Annotated in this window: 21 protein-coding genes and 1 pseudogene; 8 read left to right on the forward strand and 14 right to left on the reverse strand. The window is 62.9% G+C overall.

All coding sequences use genetic code 11. From position 1 onward, the window contains the following. Positions 1-62: 62 nt before the first annotated feature. Entirely contained in the window at positions 63-650 is a 588-nt protein-coding gene (locus AC5XE7_RS12890; protein WP_495366377.1) for an NADPH-dependent FMN reductase, read from the reverse strand. A gap of 287 nt (positions 651-937) precedes the next feature. On the opposite strand from AC5XE7_RS12890, the gene AC5XE7_RS12895 reads away from it, so the two are divergent. Continuing rightward, positions 938-2317 carry a cytochrome P450 gene (locus tag AC5XE7_RS12895; protein ID WP_495366376.1) on the forward strand — a complete coding sequence of 460 codons (1380 nt, stop codon included), beginning with the start codon at positions 938-940 and terminating at the stop codon, positions 2315-2317. After that, complete coding sequence (locus AC5XE7_RS12900) at positions 2314-2592, forward strand: acylphosphatase (protein WP_495366375.1); 279 nt, start codon at positions 2314-2316, stop codon at positions 2590-2592. Before AC5XE7_RS12895 ends, AC5XE7_RS12900 begins: the two co-directional genes overlap by 4 nt. Positions 2593-2789: 197 nt before the next feature. Here the strand turns inward: AC5XE7_RS12900 and AC5XE7_RS12905 are convergent, their stop codons facing one another. Beyond that, entirely contained in the window at positions 2790-3194 is a 405-nt protein-coding gene (locus AC5XE7_RS12905) for a YraN family protein (RefSeq protein ID WP_495366374.1), read from the reverse strand. Beyond that, complete coding sequence (rsmI, locus tag AC5XE7_RS12910; protein WP_495366373.1) at positions 3187-4089, reverse strand: 16S rRNA (cytidine(1402)-2'-O)-methyltransferase; 903 nt, start codon at positions 4087-4089, stop codon at positions 3187-3189. The genes AC5XE7_RS12905 and rsmI overlap by 8 nt, the downstream gene beginning before the upstream one ends. A 98-nt stretch (positions 4090-4187) precedes the next feature. On the opposite strand from rsmI, the gene AC5XE7_RS12915 reads away from it, so the two are divergent. Continuing rightward, complete coding sequence (locus AC5XE7_RS12915; protein WP_495366372.1) at positions 4188-4652, forward strand: GNAT family N-acetyltransferase; 465 nt, start codon at positions 4188-4190, stop codon at positions 4650-4652. A gap of 11 nt (positions 4653-4663) precedes the next feature. Here AC5XE7_RS12915 and AC5XE7_RS12920 read toward each other — a convergent pair whose 3' ends face one another. From AC5XE7_RS12920 to rph, 5 genes are all read right to left on the reverse strand, one after another. Next, positions 4664-5098 (reverse strand): EamA family transporter, encoded by a 435-nt coding sequence (locus AC5XE7_RS12920; RefSeq protein ID WP_183827863.1) that lies wholly within the window; start codon positions 5096-5098, stop codon positions 4664-4666. A 254-nt stretch (positions 5099-5352) separates the two neighbouring features. Beyond that, complete coding sequence (gene hemW, locus AC5XE7_RS12925; protein WP_495366371.1) at positions 5353-6510, reverse strand: radical SAM family heme chaperone HemW; 1158 nt, start codon at positions 6508-6510, stop codon at positions 5353-5355. After that, on the reverse strand, positions 6507-7151 hold the full coding sequence (gene rdgB / locus AC5XE7_RS12930) for an RdgB/HAM1 family non-canonical purine NTP pyrophosphatase (protein WP_495366370.1): 645 nt from the start codon (positions 7149-7151) through the stop codon (positions 6507-6509). The genes hemW and rdgB overlap by 4 nt, the downstream gene beginning before the upstream one ends. Next, positions 7151-7561, reverse strand: a complete 411-nt coding sequence (locus AC5XE7_RS12935; protein WP_495366369.1) for a VOC family protein — start codon at positions 7559-7561, stop codon at positions 7151-7153. Before AC5XE7_RS12935 ends, rdgB begins: the two co-directional genes overlap by 1 nt. A gap of 13 nt (positions 7562-7574) precedes the next feature. Next, on the reverse strand, positions 7575-8291 hold the full coding sequence (rph, locus tag AC5XE7_RS12940; RefSeq protein WP_495366368.1) for a ribonuclease PH: 717 nt from the start codon (positions 8289-8291) through the stop codon (positions 7575-7577). A gap of 123 nt (positions 8292-8414) precedes the next feature. Here rph and hrcA point away from each other — a divergent pair, with 123 nt between their 5' ends. Both hrcA and AC5XE7_RS12950 read left to right on the forward strand, forming a co-directional pair. After that, positions 8415-9506, forward strand: coding sequence for a heat-inducible transcriptional repressor HrcA (gene hrcA / locus AC5XE7_RS12945; protein WP_495366367.1), 1092 nt, complete (start codon positions 8415-8417; stop codon positions 9504-9506). A gap of 94 nt (positions 9507-9600) precedes the next feature. Then, positions 9601-10944: a PQQ-dependent sugar dehydrogenase gene (locus AC5XE7_RS12950; protein WP_495366366.1), complete on the forward strand. Its 1344-nt coding sequence runs from the start codon at positions 9601-9603 to the stop codon at positions 10942-10944. Positions 10945-11007: 63 nt separating this feature from the next. On the opposite strand, the gene AC5XE7_RS12955 is transcribed toward AC5XE7_RS12950, so the two are convergent. After that, a complete protein-coding gene (locus tag AC5XE7_RS12955) occupies positions 11008-11799 on the reverse strand; it encodes an N-acyl amino acid synthase FeeM domain-containing protein (protein ID WP_239800747.1) in 792 nt (263 codons plus the stop codon). Positions 11800-11945: 146 nt separating this feature from the next. Continuing rightward, positions 11946-14258 carry a putative bifunctional diguanylate cyclase/phosphodiesterase gene (locus AC5XE7_RS12960; protein ID WP_183827844.1) on the reverse strand — a complete coding sequence of 771 codons (2313 nt, stop codon included), beginning with the start codon at positions 14256-14258 and terminating at the stop codon, positions 11946-11948. 257 nt (positions 14259-14515) lie between these two features. Here AC5XE7_RS12960 and AC5XE7_RS12965 point away from each other — a divergent pair, with 257 nt between their 5' ends. Next, on the forward strand, positions 14516-15289 hold the full coding sequence (locus AC5XE7_RS12965) for a gamma-glutamyl-gamma-aminobutyrate hydrolase family protein (RefSeq protein ID WP_495366365.1): 774 nt from the start codon (positions 14516-14518) through the stop codon (positions 15287-15289). A gap of 15 nt (positions 15290-15304) precedes the next feature. Here AC5XE7_RS12965 and AC5XE7_RS12970 read toward each other — a convergent pair whose 3' ends face one another. The 4 genes and pseudogenes from AC5XE7_RS12970 to AC5XE7_RS12985 form a co-directional block, all read right to left on the reverse strand. Continuing rightward, positions 15305-16279 (reverse strand): 2-hydroxyacid dehydrogenase, encoded by a 975-nt coding sequence (locus AC5XE7_RS12970; RefSeq protein ID WP_495366364.1) that lies wholly within the window; start codon positions 16277-16279, stop codon positions 15305-15307. 4 nt (positions 16280-16283) lie between these two features. Next, positions 16284-17303: a LacI family DNA-binding transcriptional regulator gene (locus tag AC5XE7_RS12975; protein ID WP_183831415.1), complete on the reverse strand. Its 1020-nt coding sequence runs from the start codon at positions 17301-17303 to the stop codon at positions 16284-16286. A gap of 68 nt (positions 17304-17371) precedes the next feature. Then, on the reverse strand, positions 17372-18256 hold the full coding sequence (locus AC5XE7_RS12980; RefSeq protein WP_495366363.1) for a DMT family transporter: 885 nt from the start codon (positions 18254-18256) through the stop codon (positions 17372-17374). A gap of 234 nt (positions 18257-18490) precedes the next feature. Then, positions 18491-18955, reverse strand: a pseudogene (locus AC5XE7_RS12985) (MarR family winged helix-turn-helix transcriptional regulator); the annotation flags it as partial. Between the two features lie 258 nt (positions 18956-19213). Here AC5XE7_RS12985 and AC5XE7_RS12990 point away from each other — a divergent pair. Both AC5XE7_RS12990 and AC5XE7_RS12995 read left to right on the forward strand, forming a co-directional pair. Next, positions 19214-20344 (forward strand): CobW family GTP-binding protein, encoded by a 1131-nt coding sequence (locus AC5XE7_RS12990; RefSeq protein ID WP_495366362.1) that lies wholly within the window; start codon positions 19214-19216, stop codon positions 20342-20344. Continuing rightward, positions 20329-20925, forward strand: coding sequence for an AAA family ATPase (locus tag AC5XE7_RS12995; RefSeq protein WP_495366361.1), 597 nt, complete (start codon positions 20329-20331; stop codon positions 20923-20925). The genes AC5XE7_RS12990 and AC5XE7_RS12995 overlap by 16 nt, the downstream gene beginning before the upstream one ends. Positions 20926-20943: the final 18 nt, after the last annotated feature.

Genomic DNA, 20943 nt, shown 5'->3' on the forward strand with positions numbered 1-20943 from the left:
CCCCGCCGGAGCATCTCCGGCGGGGTCGTCAGGGTAATGATGGATTCAGACGTGCCTGCGGATCAGGCCGCGGCCGCGGCCTTCACCTGCGAACGAAGCGCCTTGAGCGCGCCCGCCCAGCGGTCGAGCTCGTCCAGCATGGTGGTTGCGCCGTTGGTGATCAGTTCGTTCGGCCTGAATTCACCGTCGGCAAGGAACTGCGGATAGCCCGGAACCGGCACGCCTTCGGGGATCGGCACGACCTTGAGTGCTGCCAGCAGCGGCTTGGCCGATTCCACGGCGCGCAGGCCGCCGGAAACGCCGCCGTAGGAGAGGAAGCCGGCAGGCTTGTAGTTCCATTCGATGGACAGATAGGTGATAGCGTTGAGCAGTGGCGCGGGAATGATCGAATTGTATTCCGGCGTCACGAACACATAGGCGTCGCCTTCGGCGATGGTCTGCGACCAGCGCTTTGTATGGGCGTTTTCGTACTGGCCGAGGCGCGGATGCTTCGGCTCGTCGAACAAGGGCAGATTGAACTCGGCGATGTCGACCAGAACCGGGTCGAACTTACCGTGCTGGCGGGCGAATTCAACGAACCAGTTCGCGAAGAGCGGCCCCACGCGGCCCGGCCGCGTGCTGCCGACGATGATGTTGAGCTTGTGCGTCAATGTAGGAATCCCTGTGATCCGGAGCATTTCCAGTCGAAGCGAGGTCGCTTCGGCGTCGGACAATGCGATAAAAACAAGAAACCCGCACATTTCCGCTAAGTCTCCGGCTCAGCGGAAATGTGCGGGGTCACCAAAAGTGACCAGCGCCAGATGGGCCTTTTATGCGCCTGCGGCAAGAGATGATTTTTCCCGAACCGTTGATTTTCGAGGGTGACGGTGCGTTCACGATTCATGCACGATGGAGAATTGCAGTGGACGCAAGCGGGCGGCGAACCTAGATATCGGGCATGGCCACCTTGACGGAAGCAGTCCCTTTCCCCTTTGTGCCCCCGGCTCCGAAGCCGCGCACCAGCCCGCCTTCGACGCTGGAAATGATGCGGATCGTCTACCGCAATCCGCTCGAATTGTGGGGCGAGCCTTCCTACAACGAGCCGTGGATTTCGATCAGCGGCATTGGCGGGCCGCTGGTCATCGCCAACGATCCCGGTCTTATCCGCCACGTGCTGGTCGACAATGCGAAGAACTACAGGATGGCCACCGTGCGCCAGATGGTTCTGCGGCCGATCCTGCGCGACGGGCTGCTGACCGCCGAGGGCGCGGTGTGGAAGCGGTCACGCAAGGCGATGGCGCCGGTGTTTACGCCGCGCCACATATTCGGCTTTGCAGCTCCCATGCTTGCCTGCACCAACACCTTCGTGGAGCGCTACGAGCAGGGCGGCACGTTCGACATCGCCCACGACATGACGATGCTGACCTACGAGATCCTGGCCGAGACGCTGTTTTCCGGCGAGATCGCCGGCGAACCGGGCAGCTTCGCCCGGCAGATCGACCGCCTGTTCGAGACCATGGGCCGGGTCGATCCGCTCGACCTCTTGCGTGCGCCGGACTGGCTGCCGCGCATCACCCGCATCCGCGGCCGCCGCACCATGGCCTATTTCCGCCAGATCGTGGCTGACACCATGGCCTTGCGGCGCGCGCGCATGGAGCGCGATGGGGACAGGGTTCCCAACGATTTCCTCACCCTTCTGCTGCGCGCCGAAGGGCCGGACGGGCTGACCCGCGCCGAGATCGAGGACAACATCATCACCTTCATCGGTGCCGGCCACGAGACCACGGCGCGGGCGCTGGGCTGGACGCTCTACTGCCTTGCCGAAGCGCCATGGGAGCGCGAGCGGATCGAGCAGGAGATCGACACGGTTCTGGCGCGCGAGCCCGATCCGGTAAAATGGCTGGACGCCATGCCGCTGACGCGCGCCGCCTTCGAGGAGGCGCTGCGGCTCTATCCTCCCGCGCCGTCCATCAACCGCGAGCCGATCGAGACCGACCACTACAAGGACCTCGAACTGCGCAAGGGCGCGCAGGTTCTGGTGATGCCGTGGACCGTGCACCGCCACCGCAAGCTCTGGGAAGCGCCGGATGCCTTCATGCCCGAGCGCTTCCACCCTGAAAACCGCGACCGCATCGACCGCTACCAGTATCTGCCGTTCGGAGCCGGGCCGCGCGTGTGCATCGGGGCGAGCTTCGCCATGCAGGAGGCGATCATCGCGCTGGCGGTCATGCTGTCGCGTTTTCGGTTCGAGACGGTTCCCGAAACGCGCCCATGGCCGGTGCAGAAGCTGACCACCCAGCCGCAGGGGGGCCTGCCGATGCGGGTGAGCCGGCGGTGAGCGCCCGCACGGTGACGGTGCGTGTCCGGGGCCGCGTGCAGGGCGTCGGCTTCCGCTACTGGACGCAGGAAGAGGCCGAACGGCTCGGCCTTGTCGGCTGGGTTCGCAATGAAGCGGACGGCTCCGTCAAGGCGCTGTTCAGCGGGGCGGACGAGGCCGTTGCCGAAATGCTGGAGCGACTGCGCCAGGGTCCTCGCGGTGCCGTGGTCAGCGATGTGGAGATTCTGCCGCCGGGTGTGCAGGATGTGCCGGCCGATTTTCGCATCCTGCGCTGACGACCCCAATCCGACCGCTTCGCGCCCCTTCTCCCGCAAGGGAAGAAGTTGGCCCGCATCAGCTGTACCGCCAACCACACCCCCGGCTATTTGCACAGACGACCATGCAGCACTTTCCTTCTCCCCTTGCGGGAGAAGATGGAGTGGCACGGACTGCCGGAACGGATGAGGGGTATTCAGGCAGGCACTGCCTTCGGCTACCGCCCGTAAAACACATTCTCCACATGCACCGGCCAGCGCCATGGCAGGACGGCGACCATGTCGAAGCGCAGGGAAAAGCCGCCATAGTCCGGCTGGCGCGAGAGCCAGATGTCGGCGGCGGCTTCGATGCGGCGTTCGGACTGGCGCGCGATCGCCTCCATTGCATCGACCAGCGAGCGCCGCGCCTTGACCTCGACGATGAGCACCAGATCTCCGCGCCGCGCGATCAGGTCGATTTCGCCAAGCCGCGTACGGTAACGGCGTTCCAGAATGCGATAACCCTTCACCATCAGCGCCAGCGCAGCCAGCCATTCGCTGTAGTGACCGCGCCGATAGGCGGCCTTGCGGCGATTGTCCTTGTGTCGGTTGTCGTTGGGTGGGGGGGCAGGAGCCTCAGCCACCGCTGCCCTCCTTAAGGACCAGCAGGCGACGATAAAGCTCCTGCTTGGGCTGGCCGGTCATGCGAGCCGCTTCAGCGGCTGCCTTCGAAGCCGGCATTTCAGCCGCAAGGCCGATGAGAAGCGCATCCACATCGGCGGGCGCCGCATCCTCATCCGCAGCGGGACCGACGCAAATGACGACCTCCCCCTTCGGCGTGTCGGCGGCGGCATAATGAGCCGCGAGTTCGCCAAGGGTTCCGTGGCGGGCTTCCTCGAAAGTCTTGGTCAGTTCCCGGCATACCGCTGCCCGTCGTTCCGCCCCCAGCACCTGCGCCATCGCATCGAGCGTATCCGCCACGCGGCGCGGCGATTCGAAGAAGATCAGCGTCGCCGGCACCGCCTGCCACTGCTCCAGCCGCGTGCGCTTCTGGCCTGCCTTGACCGGCAAAAAACCCGCGAAAAGGAAGGCATCCGAAGGCAGGCCGGAGACTGTGAGGGCCGCGAGCGCCGCCGACGGTCCCGGTATGGGCACGACGCGCAGGCCGCGCTCCAATGCCTCGCCGACCAGCCGGTAGCCCGGATCGGAGACCAGCGGCGTGCCGGCATCGGAAATCAGCGCGACACTTTTGCCTTCCTCCAGCGCCGCCATCAGCCGGGGGCCGGCATCAGCCGCGTTGTGCTCGTGATAGGCTGTCGTGCGGCGGCGGATGCCGTAGCGCTCCAGCAAAACGCGCGACACGCGCGTGTCCTCGCAGGCAAGCACATCGGCAGCCGCCAGCGTTTCCAGCGCGCGGATGGTGATGTCGCTCAAATTGCCGATCGGCGTCGCCACCAGATAGAGCGCCGGCTCCAGCGGCCGGGCCGGAAATTCGGCCTGCCCGATCAGAAAGGAGCGTCTCGAAGTCCCGGAATTCATGCCATGTCCTTTTTCAGAAGGACGGTTTGGCATGGCTTGCGCGCCTTGCAAAGCCCGTGCCACAAGCCGCCACAACCAAAGCCCGCGGAAAGACCTTCATGACAGCCTCGCTCCCCGCGATTTCCAATCTGCGCGATCAGCCGGAGTTTGCCGAAACCATCGGCGATCGCGTCTGGCAGGCATGGTGGCGCGAACAGGGCGTCGCCCTCTCCGAGATCGAGGCCATGGTGCACGAATGCATGGATGGACAGGACATCCCGCTTTCACTGGTTGCCCATGATGGGACGGATTTCTACGGCTGCGCGCATCTCATCGCCAGCGATCTCGATGAGCGCCCACACTACACGCCATGGGTTGCCGCCGTCTGGGTTGAGCCAAAGGCGCGCAAGACCGGGCTCGGCACGAGGCTCGTGCTCGCAGCCGTCGAGGAGGGATTTTCGCGAGGTTTCGACACGGTCTATCTCTGTGCCGAACCGCATCTGGCGCCCTTCTACGAAAAGATGGGGTGGCGCTGCATCGAGGAAGGTGTCGCCGGCCTCAGCGTTTTCTCGATCTCGCGCTGAGCGGCTTTTTCCTAACGATAGGCGACCAGAACGGCACCGGCAGCGATGAGCATGACACCGAGCCAGTTGGCGAGCGACAGGCGCTCGCCCAGAAAGATCACGCCGAACACGGCCACCAGAACGACGCTCAGCTTGTCGATGGGCGCGACCTGCGCCGCCTGCCCGAGCTTCAGGGCACGGAAATAGCACAGCCACGAGGCGCCCGTCGCCAGACCCGACAGCGCGAGAAATATGTAGGTTCTGCCCGAAATGGAGCCGAGCGGCTGCGCCTGCCCGGTCGCCATGACGATCGCGGCGATGACCAGCAGGATGACCGCCGTGCGGATCAGCGTGGCAAAGTCGGAATTGACGTTTTCCACGCCGACTTTGGCGAAGATGGCGGTGAGGGCCGCGAAACCGGCCGAAAGCAGCGCCCAGAACTGCCACGAGGAAAAGGAAAGGTTCATGCGATGCACCGCCGGATTGTGGGCCGCCATACTGGATCGGCGGCCAGCGAAAGGAAAGTCTTCCGAGCATCTGACCGAAAAGTGGCGTCCGGTTTCGGTCCGATACTCTATCGATAATTCAGATCGTCCTTTGTGCTTCCGTATGGGCGCCCGACGATCTGGAGCAGCGGGCGTTCTGACGAACGCTGCTCCAGCTTGTTTTCGTTGACCGCATTTTTGCGACGTCAGACGATTCCGTCTGACTACGAAATGCTCTACCGTGCCAGTTCCGCCACCAGCGAATTCAGCACGATCATGCCGGAGGGCGTGGCGCGCAGGCCTGAATTGCCGACCGGGGCGACAAGTCCCTCCTCCTGCAAAATGGACAGCTGGCGGCGCGGCAGCGTGCGTCCGGACAGGGTCTCGAAACGTGCAAGATCGATGCCCTCGACTAGACGCAACCCCATCATCAGGAATTCGTCGGCCTCTTCCTCGCGGGTCAGCCGCTCGCCATCGACGGTGCCGTGGCCCTGCCGCTCCACCAGTTCCGCCCAAGTCTCGGGATGCCTTTCGGCGATGGTGACGATGCGCGTGCCGTCTTCCACGAAGCGGCCGTGCGCGCCGGGACCAATGCCGACATATTCGCCATAGCGCCAATAAACGAGGTTGTGCCGGCTTTCCGCACCGGGGCGCGCGTGGTTCGACACCTCATAGGCCGGCAGGCCGCGCGCGGCGGTGACTTCCTGCGTGAGCTGGTAGAGATCAGCGGCAAGATCAGGCACCGGCATCTCGAATTTGCGGGCCGCATAGAGCTTGTGGAAGGCGGTACCTTCCTCGATGGTGAGCTGATAAAGCGACAGATGATCGGCGGCATGGCCGATCGCCTCGTTCAGTTCCGCCTCCCACGCCTCCGGCGTCTGGCCGGGCCGCGCATAGATGAGATCGAAGGACAGGCGCGGAAAGATCTCGCGCGCCAGCCTGATCGCATGGAGCGCCTCGGAAACGTCATGCAAACGGCCGAGGAACCGCAGGTCGGCGTCATTGAGCGCCTGCACGCCCAGCGAGACGCGGTTGACGCCGGCGGCACGATAGCCGCGAAAACGCTCCGCCTCGACCGAGGACGGATTGGCCTCCAGCGTTACCTCTATGCCGGCGGGAACCGTCCAGTTGCGGGCCACTTCCTCCAATATCGCGTCCACGGTTGCAGGCTCCATCAGCGAGGGCGTGCCGCCGCCGATGAAGATCGACGTCACCTCGCGAGGGCCGGTGCGTGCCCGCATCGATGCCATTTCGGTGGCGAAGGCGCGCACGAAGCGCTGCTGATCGACCTTCTGATGGCGCACATGGCTGTTGAAGTCGCAATAAGGGCACTTGGCCGCGCAGAACGGCCAGTGGAGATAAACCCCGAAACCGGGAGAGCGATCCAGCGTCACGCCACTCCCAATCGTGCTCGGGCGAACTTCTGGAAGGCGCGGGCGCGGTGCGACAGCGCGTCGGGCGCACCGGGCTTCCAGCCGTGCTTCTGCTCGGCACTCATCTCGCCGAAGGTCCTTTCATACCCATCCGGCAGAAAGACCGGATCATAGCCGAACCCCAGTTCGCCGCGCGGCGGCCACACCAGATGGCCTTCCACCTCGCCGCGATAATATTCCGCCTCGCCATCGGGAAAGGCAAGGCAGATCACAGCAACGAAACGGCCTGTGCGCTGCTGCGGCTCCACCGCGCCCGCCTTCTGCATGGCGGCCTCGGCCTTTTCCATGGCCATGCCGAAATCGCGCTTGCCATCCGGCTTTTCGGCCCAGTTGGCGGTGTAGACGCCCGGATCGCCGTCCAGCGCATCGATGCACAGGCCGGAATCGTCGGAAAGGGCCGGCAGGCCGGTGGCCTTTGCCGCCGCGAAAGCCTTGATATAGGCGTTTTCCTCGAAGGTGGTGCCCGTTTCATCCGGCTCGGGCAGACCAAATTCGCGCGCCGACTTCGCCTCGAAGCCGAAAGGCGCCATCAGGTCGGCAAATTCGCGCAACTTGCCTTCATTGTGGCTGGCGACGACGATCTTCTTGTCCAAAGGATGCATTACAGGCCCCAGATACGCGGTTCGGCGAATTCCAGCGAATTGCCGGAAGGGTCGCGGATATAGATGGAACGGCCACCTTGAGGCCACTCGAAATCGGCTTCGATGGCAATGCCCGCAGCTTCCAGCCGGCTCTTCCACGCGTCGATCTCATCGGCGCTGGCGGCAAAGCACAGATGTCCCTGCCCTGTCGTGCCGTGCGGCGGCACCAGCAGCCGCGCATCGGGCGCGGGGGGCACTATCGTCGCTTCGGCATTGAACAACAGCACCACACCCTGCCCGCAGCGGAAGAACACATGCCGCCCCTCCACCTTCGTCATCCGTTCCAGACCCAGCACGTCGCCATAGAAAGTCTCGGCGGCGGCAAGATCGGTCACGTAGAGCGCGGATTCAAGGACGGCAGCAGGCTTCATGGCATCAGAGCTTTCAGGCGACGGCCAGCTTTTGCAACTCGACCAGCCGGGCGATGCCGTTGCGGGCAAGCCCCATCAGCTCGGCGAACTGCGCATCGGTGAAGGGCTCGCCCTCGGCGGTGCCCTGGATCTCGACGATGCCGCCCTTGCCGGTCATGACGAAATTGGCATCGGTGCCGGCGGCGGAATCCTCCAGATAATCGAGGTCGATGACCGGCTGGCCATCATGGATGCCGCAGGAGATGGCGGCGACGTGATCCTTCAGGACCCGCTGCACATTCACCATCTGGCGCGCTTCCATCCAGCGCAGGCAATCGTGCAGGGCGATCCATGCGCCGGTGATCGAGGCCGTGCGCGTGCCGCCATCGGCCTGAAGCACATCGCAGTCGATGGTGATCTGCTGTTCGCCCAGCGCCTGCATGTCGACGACGGCGCGCAGCGAACGGCCGATAAGACGCTGGATTTCCTGCGTGCGCCCACCCTGCTTGCCGGCAGAAGCCTCGCGGCGCATGCGCTCGCCGGTCGAACGCGGCAGCATGCCATATTCGGCCGTCACCCAGCCCTTGCCGGAATTGCGCATCCAGCCTGGCACCCGCTCTTCGAGGCTTGCCGTGCACAGCACATGGGTATCGCCGAATTTCACGAGGCACGAACCTTCGGCGTGCTTTGAAAAGCTGCGCTCGAAGGAGATGGCGCGCATTTCGTCTGGCTGGCGTTTGGAGGGGCGCATGTCGTGTCTTTCCAATCTTGTGATTTTGCGGGCTTGTAGCCCTCCACGGCTGCTTGCGCAAAGGAAAACGGCTCGCTTGCACTGGCGCCCGCCGCGTCTATATCCTTTGTATAGAGGTACGACATGACAAAGCACAGTTCAGCCCCGACACCGCCGGTTCCCCCATCGCAGTGGCAGTCGCTGGATACGCGCTCGCGCGAGATCTTCCGGCGTCTCGTCGATTCTTACCTGAAGGACGGCGAGCCGGTGGGTTCGCGCAGCCTGTCGCGAATCCTGCCCTCGACATTGTCGCCGGCGACGATCCGCAACGTGATGAGCGATCTGGAGCATCTGGGGCTGGTCTACGCGCCGCATGTCTCGGCGGGGCGCCTGCCGACGCAGGCGGGCCTGCGTTTCTTCGTCGATGCCTTCATGGAAATCGGCGATCTCGGCGATGAGGAGCGGCGCAGCATCGAGGCGCAGATCAGGGCTTCCGGTAACGACACTTCTCTCGAACACATGCTGACGGAGGCGAGCCAGCTGTTGTCAGGCATGTCACGGGGCGCAGGTGTCGTTCTGGCCGCCAAGAGCGAGGCAGCGCTCAAGCACATCGAGTTCATCCAGCTTGAGCCGACAAAGGCTCTGACGGTGCTGGTCTCGCAGAACGGCGATGTGGAAAACCGCATCATCGACCTGCCGGCGGGCGTCACCGTCTCGCAACTGCACGAGGCCTCCAACTTCCTCAACGCCCACATCCGCGGCCGCACGCTGGCTGAGGCGCGCACGGAAATCTCGCGCATCAAGGAAGAAACGCGCGCGGCCCTCGATTCGCTGTCGCAGGCGCTGGTGGAAAAGGGGCTGGCGGTGTGGGCGGGAACCGAAAGCGACCTGCCGGCGCGGCTGATCGTGCGCGGCCGGGCGAATCTTCTGGAAAACATCACCGCGCAGGCGGACATGGAACTGCTCAAGAACCTGTTCGATGACCTGGAGACGCAGGACGGGCTGCTGCAATTGCTCAACCTCGCCGAAGAGGGACCCGGCGTGCGCATCTTCATCGGCTCGGAGAACAAGCTGTTCTCGCTGTCGGGATCGTCGCTGGTGGTGGCGCCCTATCGCGACGCGGAGGCGCGCGTTGTCGGCGCGCTCGGCGTCATCGGCCCGACGCGGCTCAACTATGCCCGCATCGTGCCGATGGTCGACTACACCGCACAGCTCGTCTCGCGCATGCTGCGCTGAAAAAGGCGCGCCACATCACGCCCTCGTGTGATGCATCGCCGCGCCCGCTTTCCTAAAGTGCCGCCTGACGGGTCGACAGGGGAAGGAGGACGGCATGATCCACCTCATGAAACGGGTCGCGGCGGCTTCGGTCCTGCTGGCGGGCACTGCCGCTATGGCGCAGGAAACCGACGTGCCATTGACCGGCGAATCGGCGTTCGGCGGCTGGCGGGACGACAGGCCGGGCGTTCGGCGGCATTTCACGCCGCAGGACCTTCCCGCTCCCTTCGCGACAGAGTCCACCTCCAACAGCGCCCGGCGGGTCAGCCCGCCGGAAGATGTCAGCCCACAACTGCCACAAGGCTTTTCCGCACACATGATCGCTTCCGGCCTCGGCGGGCCGCGTATCGTGCGCGTGGCCCCGAATGGTGACATATTCGTCGCCGAATCCGGCGCCGATCAGGTGTCGGTCTACCGCCTTGAAGACGGCAGCGCGAAGCCTGCGCAGAACTCCGTCTTTGCCGGCGGGCTGAACCAGCCCTACGGCATCGCCTTCCATCCCGCCGAAGATCCGCAATGGGTCTATGTCGCCAACACCGACAGCGTCGTTCGCTTCCCTTACAAAAGCGGCGACCTAGAAGCCTCTTCCGAACCCGAAGTCATCGTTGCCGAGCTTCCTTCCGGAGGCCACTGGACCCGCGACCTCGCCTTCTCCGCGGATGGCAAAACGCTCTACGTCTCGGTCGGCTCGCAGTCGAATGTCGCCTCCGGCATGGGCGAGGCGCCCGGAGGGCTGGAAGCATGGCAGGGCGCGCAGCCGACCGGCGCAGGCTGGGGTTCCGAAACCGACCGCGCAGATGTGCTCGCCTTCGACGCGGATGGCACAAACCGGCGGATCGCTGCGACGGGACTGCGCAATTGTTCGGGACTGGCATTGCAGCCTGCCACAAACGCATTGTGGTGCGCCGTCAACGAGCGCGACGGCCTGGGCGACAACCTGCCCTTCGACTATGCGACAAGCGTAAGCGAAGGCGCATTCTACGGCTGGCCGTGGTACTATATCGGCGGTCACGAGGACCCGCGCCATGCCGGCTCAAGGCCCGATCTCGCCGACAAGGTGACGGTGCCGGACGTGCTGATCCAGGCGCATTCCGCGCCGCTCGGCATCACCTTCTACGAGGGCGACCAGTTCCCTGCCGACTATCGCGGAGATGCGTTTGTTGCCCTGCACGGCTCATGGAACCGGGGCCTGATAACGGGCTACAAGGTGGTGCGCCTGCTGTTCGACAATGGCCGGCCGACGGGCGCCTACGAGGATTTCATGACGGGCTTCGTCCTTTCCGACGGCTCCGTATGGGGGCGGCCGGTTGGCGTGGCGATGGCCAGCGACGGCGCTCTGATCGTCAGCGAGGACGGCAGCGGCACGCTGTGGCGCATTGCCCATCAGGGGAGCCGGTAAACGGCTGTGCCTCCGGACGACCTGCTTCAGGTCAGACGACCCGGCATCAGGCGGCCCCGGGGATCACGCAGCGTGGTGCAGATAGCGGGCGCTGGGCAGGATGGTCAGCGGCTGCAACTCCCCTGCCCCCACCTTGCCGAACAGCAGGCGACGCTCGGTTTCGGTCGAACGGAAGAAGGGGAAGCGCGCATAGTAGCGCTCGCGGTTCTCGATGGCGTTTGTGCGGAACAACACCACCTTATTGAACACGCCCGGATAGCCGCGCGGCTCGCTGATCTGTTCCGAATTGTAGATGCGCCGGTAGAAGCCGGCATGGTCTTCCCGCACGGTGGAAAGCCCGTATGGCGCGTTGAAATAGATGCACGCCATGCCCGCCAGCCGCAGCGTCACGTAGATCAGATGCGGATATGCGCGCGCCAGTTCCGGATCGGAGGCAAAACGGCTCATGCACACAAAGGTGTCGCCGGCTTCCAGCATGGGACGCACGATATCCCCGAAGGCCTGAACAGAGGGCGATATCGGCGTTTCCAGCGTGACGTGGTGGATGCGCATGGTGGAAACCAGATTCTGGTCCACATAGACGCCGAAACGATAGACGTTCGGAGCATCGTCCAGTTCATCGATGATCGTGCGCCGATCCGCGTCCGGAACCATGTCGTTGAAGCGGTAGGCCTTGTAGCGCAGCCGGTATATGTCTTCCAGATCCTCGCCCTTGTCGCAGCGGCGATATTCGGATCGGTCGAGCAGTTCGAATACCTTGTTGGCGAAGGCCGAGCCGGATAAGCCCGGCTTTAGCTGTTCCGCGTCCGCATCCAGCTTCAACTGCCGGGTCACCATCGGCTTACCCTCTGTCATGCCGCTCTCAAAGCACGGTAAGGGTTGGAACACATCAGTAAAGTTTTAATTAAAGAAATCCCGTTTTACCCGGAATTAACCTTAATAAAACGACATCGCAGTGTCAGGGAAGCAGCCGGTGGCTGCGCCGGGCCAAGGCGGGTCTGCTATTTGCGGGTTGCGCCCGAAGCCACCAGTTCATCGTGCGCGAAGGGCCAGCGCGCCGTCGACATGGTTTCGATGCCGGATGCGCTGAGCGCCGCACCGAACAGGAACCCCTGCACCAGTTCAGGTTCGACCTGTCGCGACAGAATGCGCAACTGCTCGAAGGTTTCGACGCCTTCAATGGTCACGGCAAGCCCCAGCGATCGCGACAGGGCCACGATGCCCTTGAGCAGTTCGAGCGATCGCGGATTCTGCGTCACGTCGGACAGAAAGGAGCGGTCGATCTTGACCTTGTCCAGCGGCAGCTTGTGCAGGTAGCTGAGGCTGGAATACCCGGTGCCGAAATCGTCCAGAGCAATCCTTACGCCCAGCGATTTCAGTTCCTGCAGAAGCTGGCGCGTCTCGGACTTGTCGTCCAGAAGCGCCGTTTCCGTCACCTCGACTTCAAGCCGGTGCGGCGGCAGGCCGGAAGCCTCCAGCGCATTGCGCACCTTCTGAATGACGTCGCTGTTGCGGAAGTCCTTGGCGGAGAGGTTGACCGAGACATTGGTATGCTCGGGCCATTTCATGCATTCCGCACAGGCGGCATTCAGCATGAAGGTGCTGATCTGGGAGATGATGCCCATTTCCTCAGCCAGCGGAATGAAGACGCCCGGCGATACCGGCCCAAGCGCCGGATGGTCCCACCGGCACAGAGCCTCGCAGCCGGAAATGCGCATGGTCGCCATGGTGACGATCGGCTGATAGACGACGCGCAACGTGCCCGCCTCGACGGCCGCGCGCAGATCCGCCTTCATTCTCTGGCGGTCGCGGAACGCCGCATCCATCGACGACTCGAACAGCTGCCAGCCATTCTTGCCCAGCTCCTTGGCCTTGTAGAGCGCGAGGTCAGCCTTGACGATCATTTCGTCAACCTCGCTGAACTCAACACGCGACAGCACGGCACCGGCGCTCACCTGAATGCGCAGCACATGGCCGGCGACATCGACCTCGCCTTTCAGTCCGGCAAAAATCTCGTCCATCATGCGGGTGAACTGGCTTTCGCTCTCCACCCTGTCGAAGAACAGAATGAACTCGTCGCCACCGAAACGGCTTATCTGGATACCCGGTGCGGCAAACTCCGCAAGCCGCTCCGCCACGGCATAGATGAGACCGTCACCCACGGGGTGGCCAACGGTATCATTGACGCTCTTGAAATCGTCCAGATCGATGGTGGCAATGGCGCAGTAGCGTTTCTGATCGCCCGTGCTGAGGCTTTCCTCGACCAGTTCATGAAAATAGGCCCGGTTCACCAGCCCGGTCAGGCTGTCGTAACGGGCCATGAAGCGAATGCGCTCCTCCGCCTCGACGCGGGCGGTCACGTCCTCGAATGTGATGACGCCGAGTTCCTGGCTGCCTTCGCGGGCCGAGAACTCATAGTGCTGGCCATTTGCAAAACCCACCAGAACCTTGCGATCGCGGCCCTCCCGCAGCGCCTTTGTCAGCTGCGTTTCGACAAGCTGGCAGTCCTTGCGGGTCAGCATGCCGCTGACCACGCCACGCATCAGAAGCGAATGGACCGAACGTCCCAGCAGATCGTCAGGCGAATGGATCGAGAGCAAACGGGCCGCCTCGGCGTTCGCCACCACAACCTTTCCGTCCGGGTCCAGCATGATGAGCCCGTGCGGCATGGTGTTGAGCGCCCGGTTGAAACGCTGAGCCAGCCGGTTGGCGAGCTTTTCAGCCGAGATCGCCGTGAACAGCACGTCCCGCACCGTATCTGCATAGCGATGGATCGCCAGCAGGAAGGGCGCGGAGAGCAGCCCCAGCGCAACATGGTAGAAGTCACCACGCAGGATGAAGCCCAGAGCCATCGGGCAGGCCAGCGTCAGGATCAGGATGTTGACCATCCTCGGCGATCCGTAGTTCCGGCCGGCAATGCCTGTCGCCGTGGCCAGCACGATACAGACCGCGGCAATCTCGGCGAACTCATCCTGTGCGGTATAGATCGCGGTAAGGCAGAAAGTGCCGAGAACGAGACCATGCATGGCCCCGTAGATGATGTAGCGGGTTTCGCGGCGATATGCTTCCTGACGCGTCTCGATGGGCGGCAGGGCCGAGAAGCGGCGCATGTTCATGACACGCACGATACCGACAAGCACCAGAACAGCAGCCAGAACCAGATAGGAGGGATTTCCGGTTTTCGCGCCCACGATGCACATGAGGGCCGTCTGTGCGGAAATGCCTATAGCAAGCGTGAAGCCGTCGCGGAAAAGCGTCTCCACGAACGGAATGTAGACGTCGTCAGGCAGCTCTTTTCGCTTGATCGCGGTCACATTCGGCACTCACCCCATGCGAAGATGATGACACATTCGCATTAAAAAAACTTTTAGAAACGGGGAGGTGGCGGACTTATCCGACGTCGCTCTCATATCCCCGGTTCAAATCATTTCAAGACAGGATGCATCTATCCCCACCCAAGGCGCAATAGCATCCGGACCTGACGTCAACCTTGTCTCCTTCACAGCGGCATGAAGTTCATGATAAATCCTGCCCGAAGCAGAGATCCTGAAACTCATCGGATTCACACATAATGACGCAGCCGCTCGTTGCCGTCTCCACGGACGTCAGGCAGTTTGAGAATTACACCTGGCATGCCGCACCCCAGCAATATCTGGAAGCGGTGATCGCCGGCGCCGGCGCCCTGCCCGTGCTGGTCCCCTCTTTCGGCGATCGGCTCGATCTGGATGCACTGCTGTCGCGCGTCGATGGCGTCATGCTGACGGGCTCGAAATCGAACGTTCATCCCTCGCTCTATGGCGGTGATGCCAGCGAGGAAAACGGCCCCTACGATACAGCGCGCGACTCAACCACCCTTCCCCTTATCCGCAAAGCCATCGCGCGCGGCGTGCCGCTGCTCGCCATCTGTCGCGGCATACAGGAGCTGAATGTGGCGCTTGGCGGCACTCTCGCCAGCGAGATTCAGGAACGCGAGGGCTCGCTCGATCACCGTGCGCCGGCGAGCGACGATCAGGACCAGCGCTTCGCCATCCGCCAGAAGGTCAGCATCCGGCCGGGAACCTGCCTTGCCGGTGTTTTTGGAGCCGGCGACATCGAAGTGAATTCCGTTCACCGGCAGGCAGCCGACCGTCTGGGCAACAACCTTCAGGTCGAGGCCGTGGCCGAAGATGGAACGGTCGAGGCCGTCTCCGTGAAAGGCGCCCGCGCCTTCGCGGTCGGCGTGCAGTGGCATCCCGAATATTGGGTGAGGTCCGACAGCGTTTCGCAGAAAATCTTCCGGGCCTTCGGCGATGCGGTGCGCCTCCACGCGGCGGCGAGACCGGAAGCGCGCGCCGCGGCCGAGTAAACCGGCCGCCTGGCGCTACTTCGCCTGCACATGCGCCGTTTCAGGCACCGGTGTCAGCGCCTTGCGCGCTCCAAACCACGACACGAGGTTGTCGACGCACAGATCGGCCATGGCCCTGCGCGTCGGAACCGAAGCCGAGGCGACATGCGGCAGGAGAACGGTGTGCGGCGCATCGAGAAGCGCCTGCGGCACGTCCGGTTCATGCGCGAACACATCCAGCCCGGCGGCGGCGATGGTGCCGTCTGAAAGTGCGCCCGCCAATGCATCCTCATCGACCGTCGTTCCACGGCCTGTATTGATGAGCACGCCATCGGGACCGAGCGCTTTCAGGATTTCGGCGTTGATCGCCTTTTCGGTCGCAGCCCCTCCGGGTGCGATGCAGATCAGCGTATCGACAGCTTCGGCAAGGTCCTTCAGCGTAGCATGATAGGCATAGTCCACGCCATCGACCGGCCGGCGATTGTGATAGGCGACCGTGACGCCGAAGGCTTCCAGACGTTTGGCCACCGCAAGCCCGATCCGGCCGAGGCCGAAAATGCCGATGCTGCGGCTGCGCAAACTGAGTGGGCTCAGCCGGTAGAAGCCTTCTTTTGCCCACCTGCCCTGCCGCAGCCATGCCTCTGCCCTGGGCAGTTCACGCAAGGTGGACAACAGGAGACCAACGGTCAGATCCGCAACCTCTTCCGTCAGAACATCGGGCGTATTGGTGACCATGACCCCTTTCGCACCGGCATGAACGGCATCCACGGAATCATAACCGACGCCGAAATTGGCGATGATCTCAAGATTGGGGAACGCATCGATGAAATCCGCATCGATGCCCCCGAAGGCAGAGATAGCACGCACCGCAGCAATATCCTGCGGCGACAGAAGCGACGGGTCGCCGCGCTCGATGTGCACGAGCCGGAACGCCTCGCCGATGCGTTTTACGGCATGGCCATGCAGATTGCCGCAAACGAGGACAGTGGCCGGTCCGGACGAAATCGACATGAATTCAGCGCTCCACGGGGCGGCCGGTAGACTGGCGAACATGCAGCTCCGGTCTTATCAATTCCTGGGTCTGGCCCACCGTCTGGCCATTGAGCTTGTCGAGCAGCGCGCTGGCCGCACGGCGGCCCACCTCGCGCTGGCCGTTCCACACTGTGGTCAGGGCCGGTGTCGCGATCGCGGCCTCTTCCAGATCGTCATAGCCGGTAACCGAAATATCCACGCCCGGCGTGAGCCCGGCCCGGGAAATGCCGTTCATGAGGCCGATGGCGACGAGATCGTTCCAGCAGCAGGCGGCGGTGGGCTTGTCCTTCAGAGCGAGCAACTGGTTCGCAGCTTCAAACCCGCCCTGCTTGGTGCGCGGGCCGGCTATGCGCCATGTCGGCTGCACTTCGAGCCCTGCTGCCTGCATGGCATTGAGATAGCCCTGATAGCGGTCGCGCCCGGTCGAAGTCTGGTCGTTGCCGCCGACCATGGCAATGCGCTTGTGGCCAAGCGAGATCAGGTGATTGGTGGCAAGTGCGGTGCCATAGGCATCGTCGCCACGGAAAACCGGCACATGCGCGCCCTCGACGTCGCGCGCAATCAGGACGGCAGGCAGGCCATTTTCCTCCGCCATGCGAATGTCGGCAGCCGGTGTGTCGATGGCCGGCGACATGATCACGCCATCGGCGCCCAGCTGCAGGAGAGTGTCGATAAAGGTGCGCTGCTTGTCGAGCTTGTCATAGTGGTTGGAGAGCAGGAAAGTCTGGCGTGAGCGGTCCAGCTCATGTTCGATGGAACGCAGTATCTCGGCATAGAACGGGTTCATGATGTCATGCACCACGACACCGACAATGCCCGAGCGCGAGGTGCGCAGGGACGCAGCGCGACGGTTATAGATATAACCGATCTCGCGCGCATGTTCCTTGATGCGTTCGCGCGTGGATCCCGCCACCAGCGGGCTGTCCCGCAGGGCAAGAGATACCGTTGCCGTCGATACGCCCAGCGCATCGGCAATGGTGGAAAGCTTGACTTTCTGAGCCAGCGTTGATGCTCCCCCGCTAAACAATTTAAATTTTTTTAAAAGCGTTTAGGCCATCGTTGCGGGTCGAGTCAAAGCTTTTTCGCCACCTCCGCCACATCGGCATCCGCAACGGCGCGGTTGAGAACACGCAGTCGATGCTCCCGGTGCACGATGTACAAGCCGCTCGCCATGATGATGCCGGCGCCGGCAAGCGTCCATACATCCGGAAACTGGCCGAACACCAGCAGTCCCGCAGCGATCACCCACACCATCTGCTGATAGGAATAGGGCGCGAGCGCTGTCGCGGTAGCGCGCCGGTAGGCCTGAATGAGACACCAGTGGCCGAGCCCGCCGAACAGCCCGAGCAGCAACAGCAAGCCCCATTGCAGCAGGCCGACCGACGGCCACTGTGTGAGCCAGAGCGTGGGCGTCAGCAGGATCATCGGTGCCAGTGCCGAATAGAAGATAAGGCTTTCGGCGGTTTCCGTGGCCGACATGCTGCGTGTCATGATGATGTAGACCGAGTTCGACAGCATCGAGCACAGCGCAAACACATGGCCGATGCCGAACACGCCGACGCCCGGGCGCGTGATGACCAGAACGCCGATGAAGCCGAAGACAATCGCCACCCATCGCCGCCAGCCCGCCCATTCACCGAGAAGCGGTCCGGCAAGCGCAGTTATCACCATGGGGCCGAAGAAATAGATGGATGTGGTTTCCGCCAGTTGCAGATAGCGCAGCGCCAATATGTTGAAGATGGTGGAGCCCGCCAGAAGCGCACCTCTTATGAGGTGCGCGAATGGCTTGGAAGTGCGGAAACGGTCCGTTCCCTGCCAGCCTCTGAACAGCGCCGCGACCAGCACGACGTGGCTGGAAAAGCGTATCCAGGCGATAAAAAGAGGCGTCACCCCGGCAAGCGCCAGAAATTTGATCGACGTGTCGAGAAACGTGAACAGCACATAGGCCGCAGCCATATAAACAATGGCCGCAGTTGGGGCTGCGCTGTCTTTTGAATGACTGGAACTGTTCACGTCAAAGCCGGACGAGTAATCTCGACATCCAGCTTTGGGCCAGTCGCCCTGTGCCCGCAAGCCTCAAAGCGCCTGGCCTGAAATCTAAGCGCTGCTGGCCTCAGGCTTCGACCTTGGTGCGGTTGCCGGGTCGGCATCGGTTCCGGCTGCATTCTTTGCATCCGGTTTCGTCTCGGCCTCGGTTTCGGGCTCATCGTCGATGAACACGATTTCCTCATTTGTGAGGTTGGCCTCGATGCGGGCCAGAAGCTTGGCCAGCGTCTTCTGCTCTTTCTTGTCGAGCCCTTTGAGAGCCTGCTTCTCCGTCTTCTTGACCGATTTCTCGATCGATACGATGAGATCACGGCCAGCCTCAGTCAGAAAAATGTGAGCCTGACGGGCATCGAAGATGGAGTTGCGCTTTTCCAGAAAACCCTGCGCCTGCAAGCGGTTGATCGTCTTGGTGATGGTTGGCGGACGCACGCCCAGCCGATCCGCAAGAGTGCCCGGCGTCTGGCCGTCCTCACGGTCCAGAGCCAGCATGATCTGGTCCTGCCCCGCGTAGAAACCGTGCTCCAGAAGTCGTGCAGCAAGCGCCGTGCGGGCAAGCCGCGCAGCCGAATGCAGCCGGCTCATCGTTGCAGTTCTGTCAGCTTTGGCCATGGTTTCCCTCTCGACCGCATCAGCATCGCAAACATGGCCCGGCAGGTCACGGTTTGCAATTGCGCTTTCAAATTCCACACCCGAAACAGCTTTGCCGGCAAGTTTCGCAGCATGTATGACGGCTAATGGCAGATGTTTATTTCAGTTAGATGACAAACAATCCGTCCGGAGGATTTGTCCGACAGAGCCTCTGTTTTTGCCCCGTGCAATCGCAGCCGCGACGTCCTATATGGGTCACATATCCATTTCGAGGTTCCCATGAGCGACACCCAGACGCGCGACACCCAAGTGAATGAAGCCGGGGTCAACGAAACCGGGACGCAAATCCCGGTGACCGTGCTGACCGGCTATCTCGGTTCCGGCAAGACCACGCTGCTCAACCGCATCCTGTCGGAGAACCACGGCAAGCGCTATGCGGTCATCGTCAATGAATTCGGCGAGATCGGCATCGACAACGACCTCATCGTGGAATCCGATGAGGAAATCTACGAGATGAACAATGGCTGCGTGTGCTGCACGGTGCGCGGCGACCTGATCCGCGTCGTCGAGGGCCTGATGCGCCGTCCCGGCCGCTTCGACGCCATCGTGGTCGAGACGACCGGCCTCGCCGACCCCGCACCCGTAGCGCAGACCTTCTTCATGGACGACGACGTTCGCTCAAAGACGAAGCTCGATGCAGTCGTGGCGCTGGTCGACGCCAGACACCTGCCCCTTCGCCTGAAGGATTCGAAGGAAGCCGAAGACCAGATCGCCTTCGCCGACGTCATCGTCCTCAACAAGACGGATCTCGTGACCGAGGACGAGCTGCGCGCGGTCGAAGCCACGGTGCGCGCCATCAATCCGGCAGCGAAAATCCACCGCACCCAGCGTTCCGGCGTCGATCTCGCAGAAGTTCTCGATCGTGGCGCCTTCGACCTGAAACGCGCGCTGGAGAACGATCCGCACTTCCTCGAAACGCATGATCACGATCACGACCATGTCTGCGGCCCCGATTGCGACCACGACCATCATCACCACGATCATGACGGGCATGATCATCACGGACATGAGCACCATCATCACGGCCATGACCACGTCTCGCCGATCCATGACGTGACGGTGCAGTCCGTATCGCTGCGCGGCGGCGAGATGGACCCGAAGAAGTTCTTTCCGTGGATCGAGAAGGTCACCCAGCTCGAAGGCCCGAACATCCTGCGCCTCAAGGGCATCATCGCCTTCAGGGACGATCCGGACCGCTACGTCATACAAGGCGTCCACATGATCATCGAAGGCGACCACCAGCGCGCGTGGAAGGACGGCGAGAAGCACGAAAGCCGGCTGGTGTTCATCGGCCGCGAACTCGATGCGGAGCGCCTGAAGAAGAGCTTCGAGGCGTGTCAGGCGGCCTGATCGTTCACCTGAACGGCTGGCCGGGCGTCGGCAAGCTCACGATCGGCCGCGTTCTGGCAAACAGGCTCGGCGCGCGGCTGGTCGATAACCATCTTCTCCATGACGTTGCCATAGGCTGCACCGGGCTTGCCGATCCCGGCAGATGGCCTCTCTATGAACAGGTGCGGCACGCCGCCTACGAAGCGTTGAAGGACAGGCCGGGCGTAGAAACCTTTGTGATGACGAATGCGCTTTGCGCCAACGATCCACGCGAACGGCAGGCGTGGGATCATGTCGTCGATCTGGCCATGGCACGCAATGCAGCGCTGGTGCCCGTCGTGCTCGAAGCCGGTTTCGGGGAAAATTCCCGAAGGCTGCGCAGCCCGGAGCGGGTGGGCCGCAAGCTGGCCGATCCCGCTGTCCTCGCCTCTTTCATGACAGAGGACAGCATCCAGAAGCCCGACGTGCCGGATCTGTTGGTGCTTGACGTGACGCGGCTTTCCGCCGATCAAGCTGCCGACGCGATTTGCCGCCATCTGCGGTCCGGGGCCGGCGAGCGGTTCCAGCCCGCGACGGACAGGCACCGCAATCTCCAGCCATGAAGCAGGCAAGCAGATATA

It is taken from the genome of Aquamicrobium sp. YD-1-mutant5 (assembly GCF_059509755.1).

Bases quoted from the DNA above. Each gene is read 5' to 3' on its own strand.
- rsmI (WP_495366373.1), bottom strand. From the start codon at position 4,089: ATGAATTCCGGGACTTCGAGACGCTCCTTTCTGATCGGGCAGGCCGAA.
- AC5XE7_RS12935 (WP_495366369.1), bottom strand. From the start codon at position 7,561: ATGAAGCCTGCTGCCGTCCTTGAATCCGCGCTCTACGTGACCGATCTT.
- hrcA (WP_495366367.1), top strand. From the start codon at position 8,415: ATGACAAAGCACAGTTCAGCCCCGACACCGCCGGTTCCCCCATCGCAG.
- AC5XE7_RS12895 (WP_495366376.1), top strand. From the start codon at position 938: ATGGCCACCTTGACGGAAGCAGTCCCTTTCCCCTTTGTGCCCCCGGCT.
- AC5XE7_RS12980 (WP_495366363.1), bottom strand. From the start codon at position 18,256: ATGGCTGCGGCCTATGTGCTGTTCACGTTTCTCGACACGTCGATCAAA.
- AC5XE7_RS12950 (WP_495366366.1), top strand. From the start codon at position 9,601: ATGATCCACCTCATGAAACGGGTCGCGGCGGCTTCGGTCCTGCTGGCG.
- AC5XE7_RS12920 (WP_183827863.1), bottom strand. From the start codon at position 5,098: ATGAACCTTTCCTTTTCCTCGTGGCAGTTCTGGGCGCTGCTTTCGGCC.
- rph (WP_495366368.1), bottom strand. From the start codon at position 8,291: ATGCGCCCCTCCAAACGCCAGCCAGACGAAATGCGCGCCATCTCCTTC.
- AC5XE7_RS12955 (WP_239800747.1), bottom strand. From the start codon at position 11,799: ATGACAGAGGGTAAGCCGATGGTGACCCGGCAGTTGAAGCTGGATGCG.
- AC5XE7_RS12965 (WP_495366365.1), top strand. From the start codon at position 14,516: ATGACGCAGCCGCTCGTTGCCGTCTCCACGGACGTCAGGCAGTTTGAG.
- rdgB (WP_495366370.1), bottom strand. From the start codon at position 7,151: ATGCATCCTTTGGACAAGAAGATCGTCGTCGCCAGCCACAATGAAGGC.
- AC5XE7_RS12990 (WP_495366362.1), top strand. From the start codon at position 19,214: ATGAGCGACACCCAGACGCGCGACACCCAAGTGAATGAAGCCGGGGTC.
- AC5XE7_RS12915 (WP_495366372.1), top strand. From the start codon at position 4,188: ATGACAGCCTCGCTCCCCGCGATTTCCAATCTGCGCGATCAGCCGGAG.
- AC5XE7_RS12970 (WP_495366364.1), bottom strand. From the start codon at position 16,279: ATGTCGATTTCGTCCGGACCGGCCACTGTCCTCGTTTGCGGCAATCTG.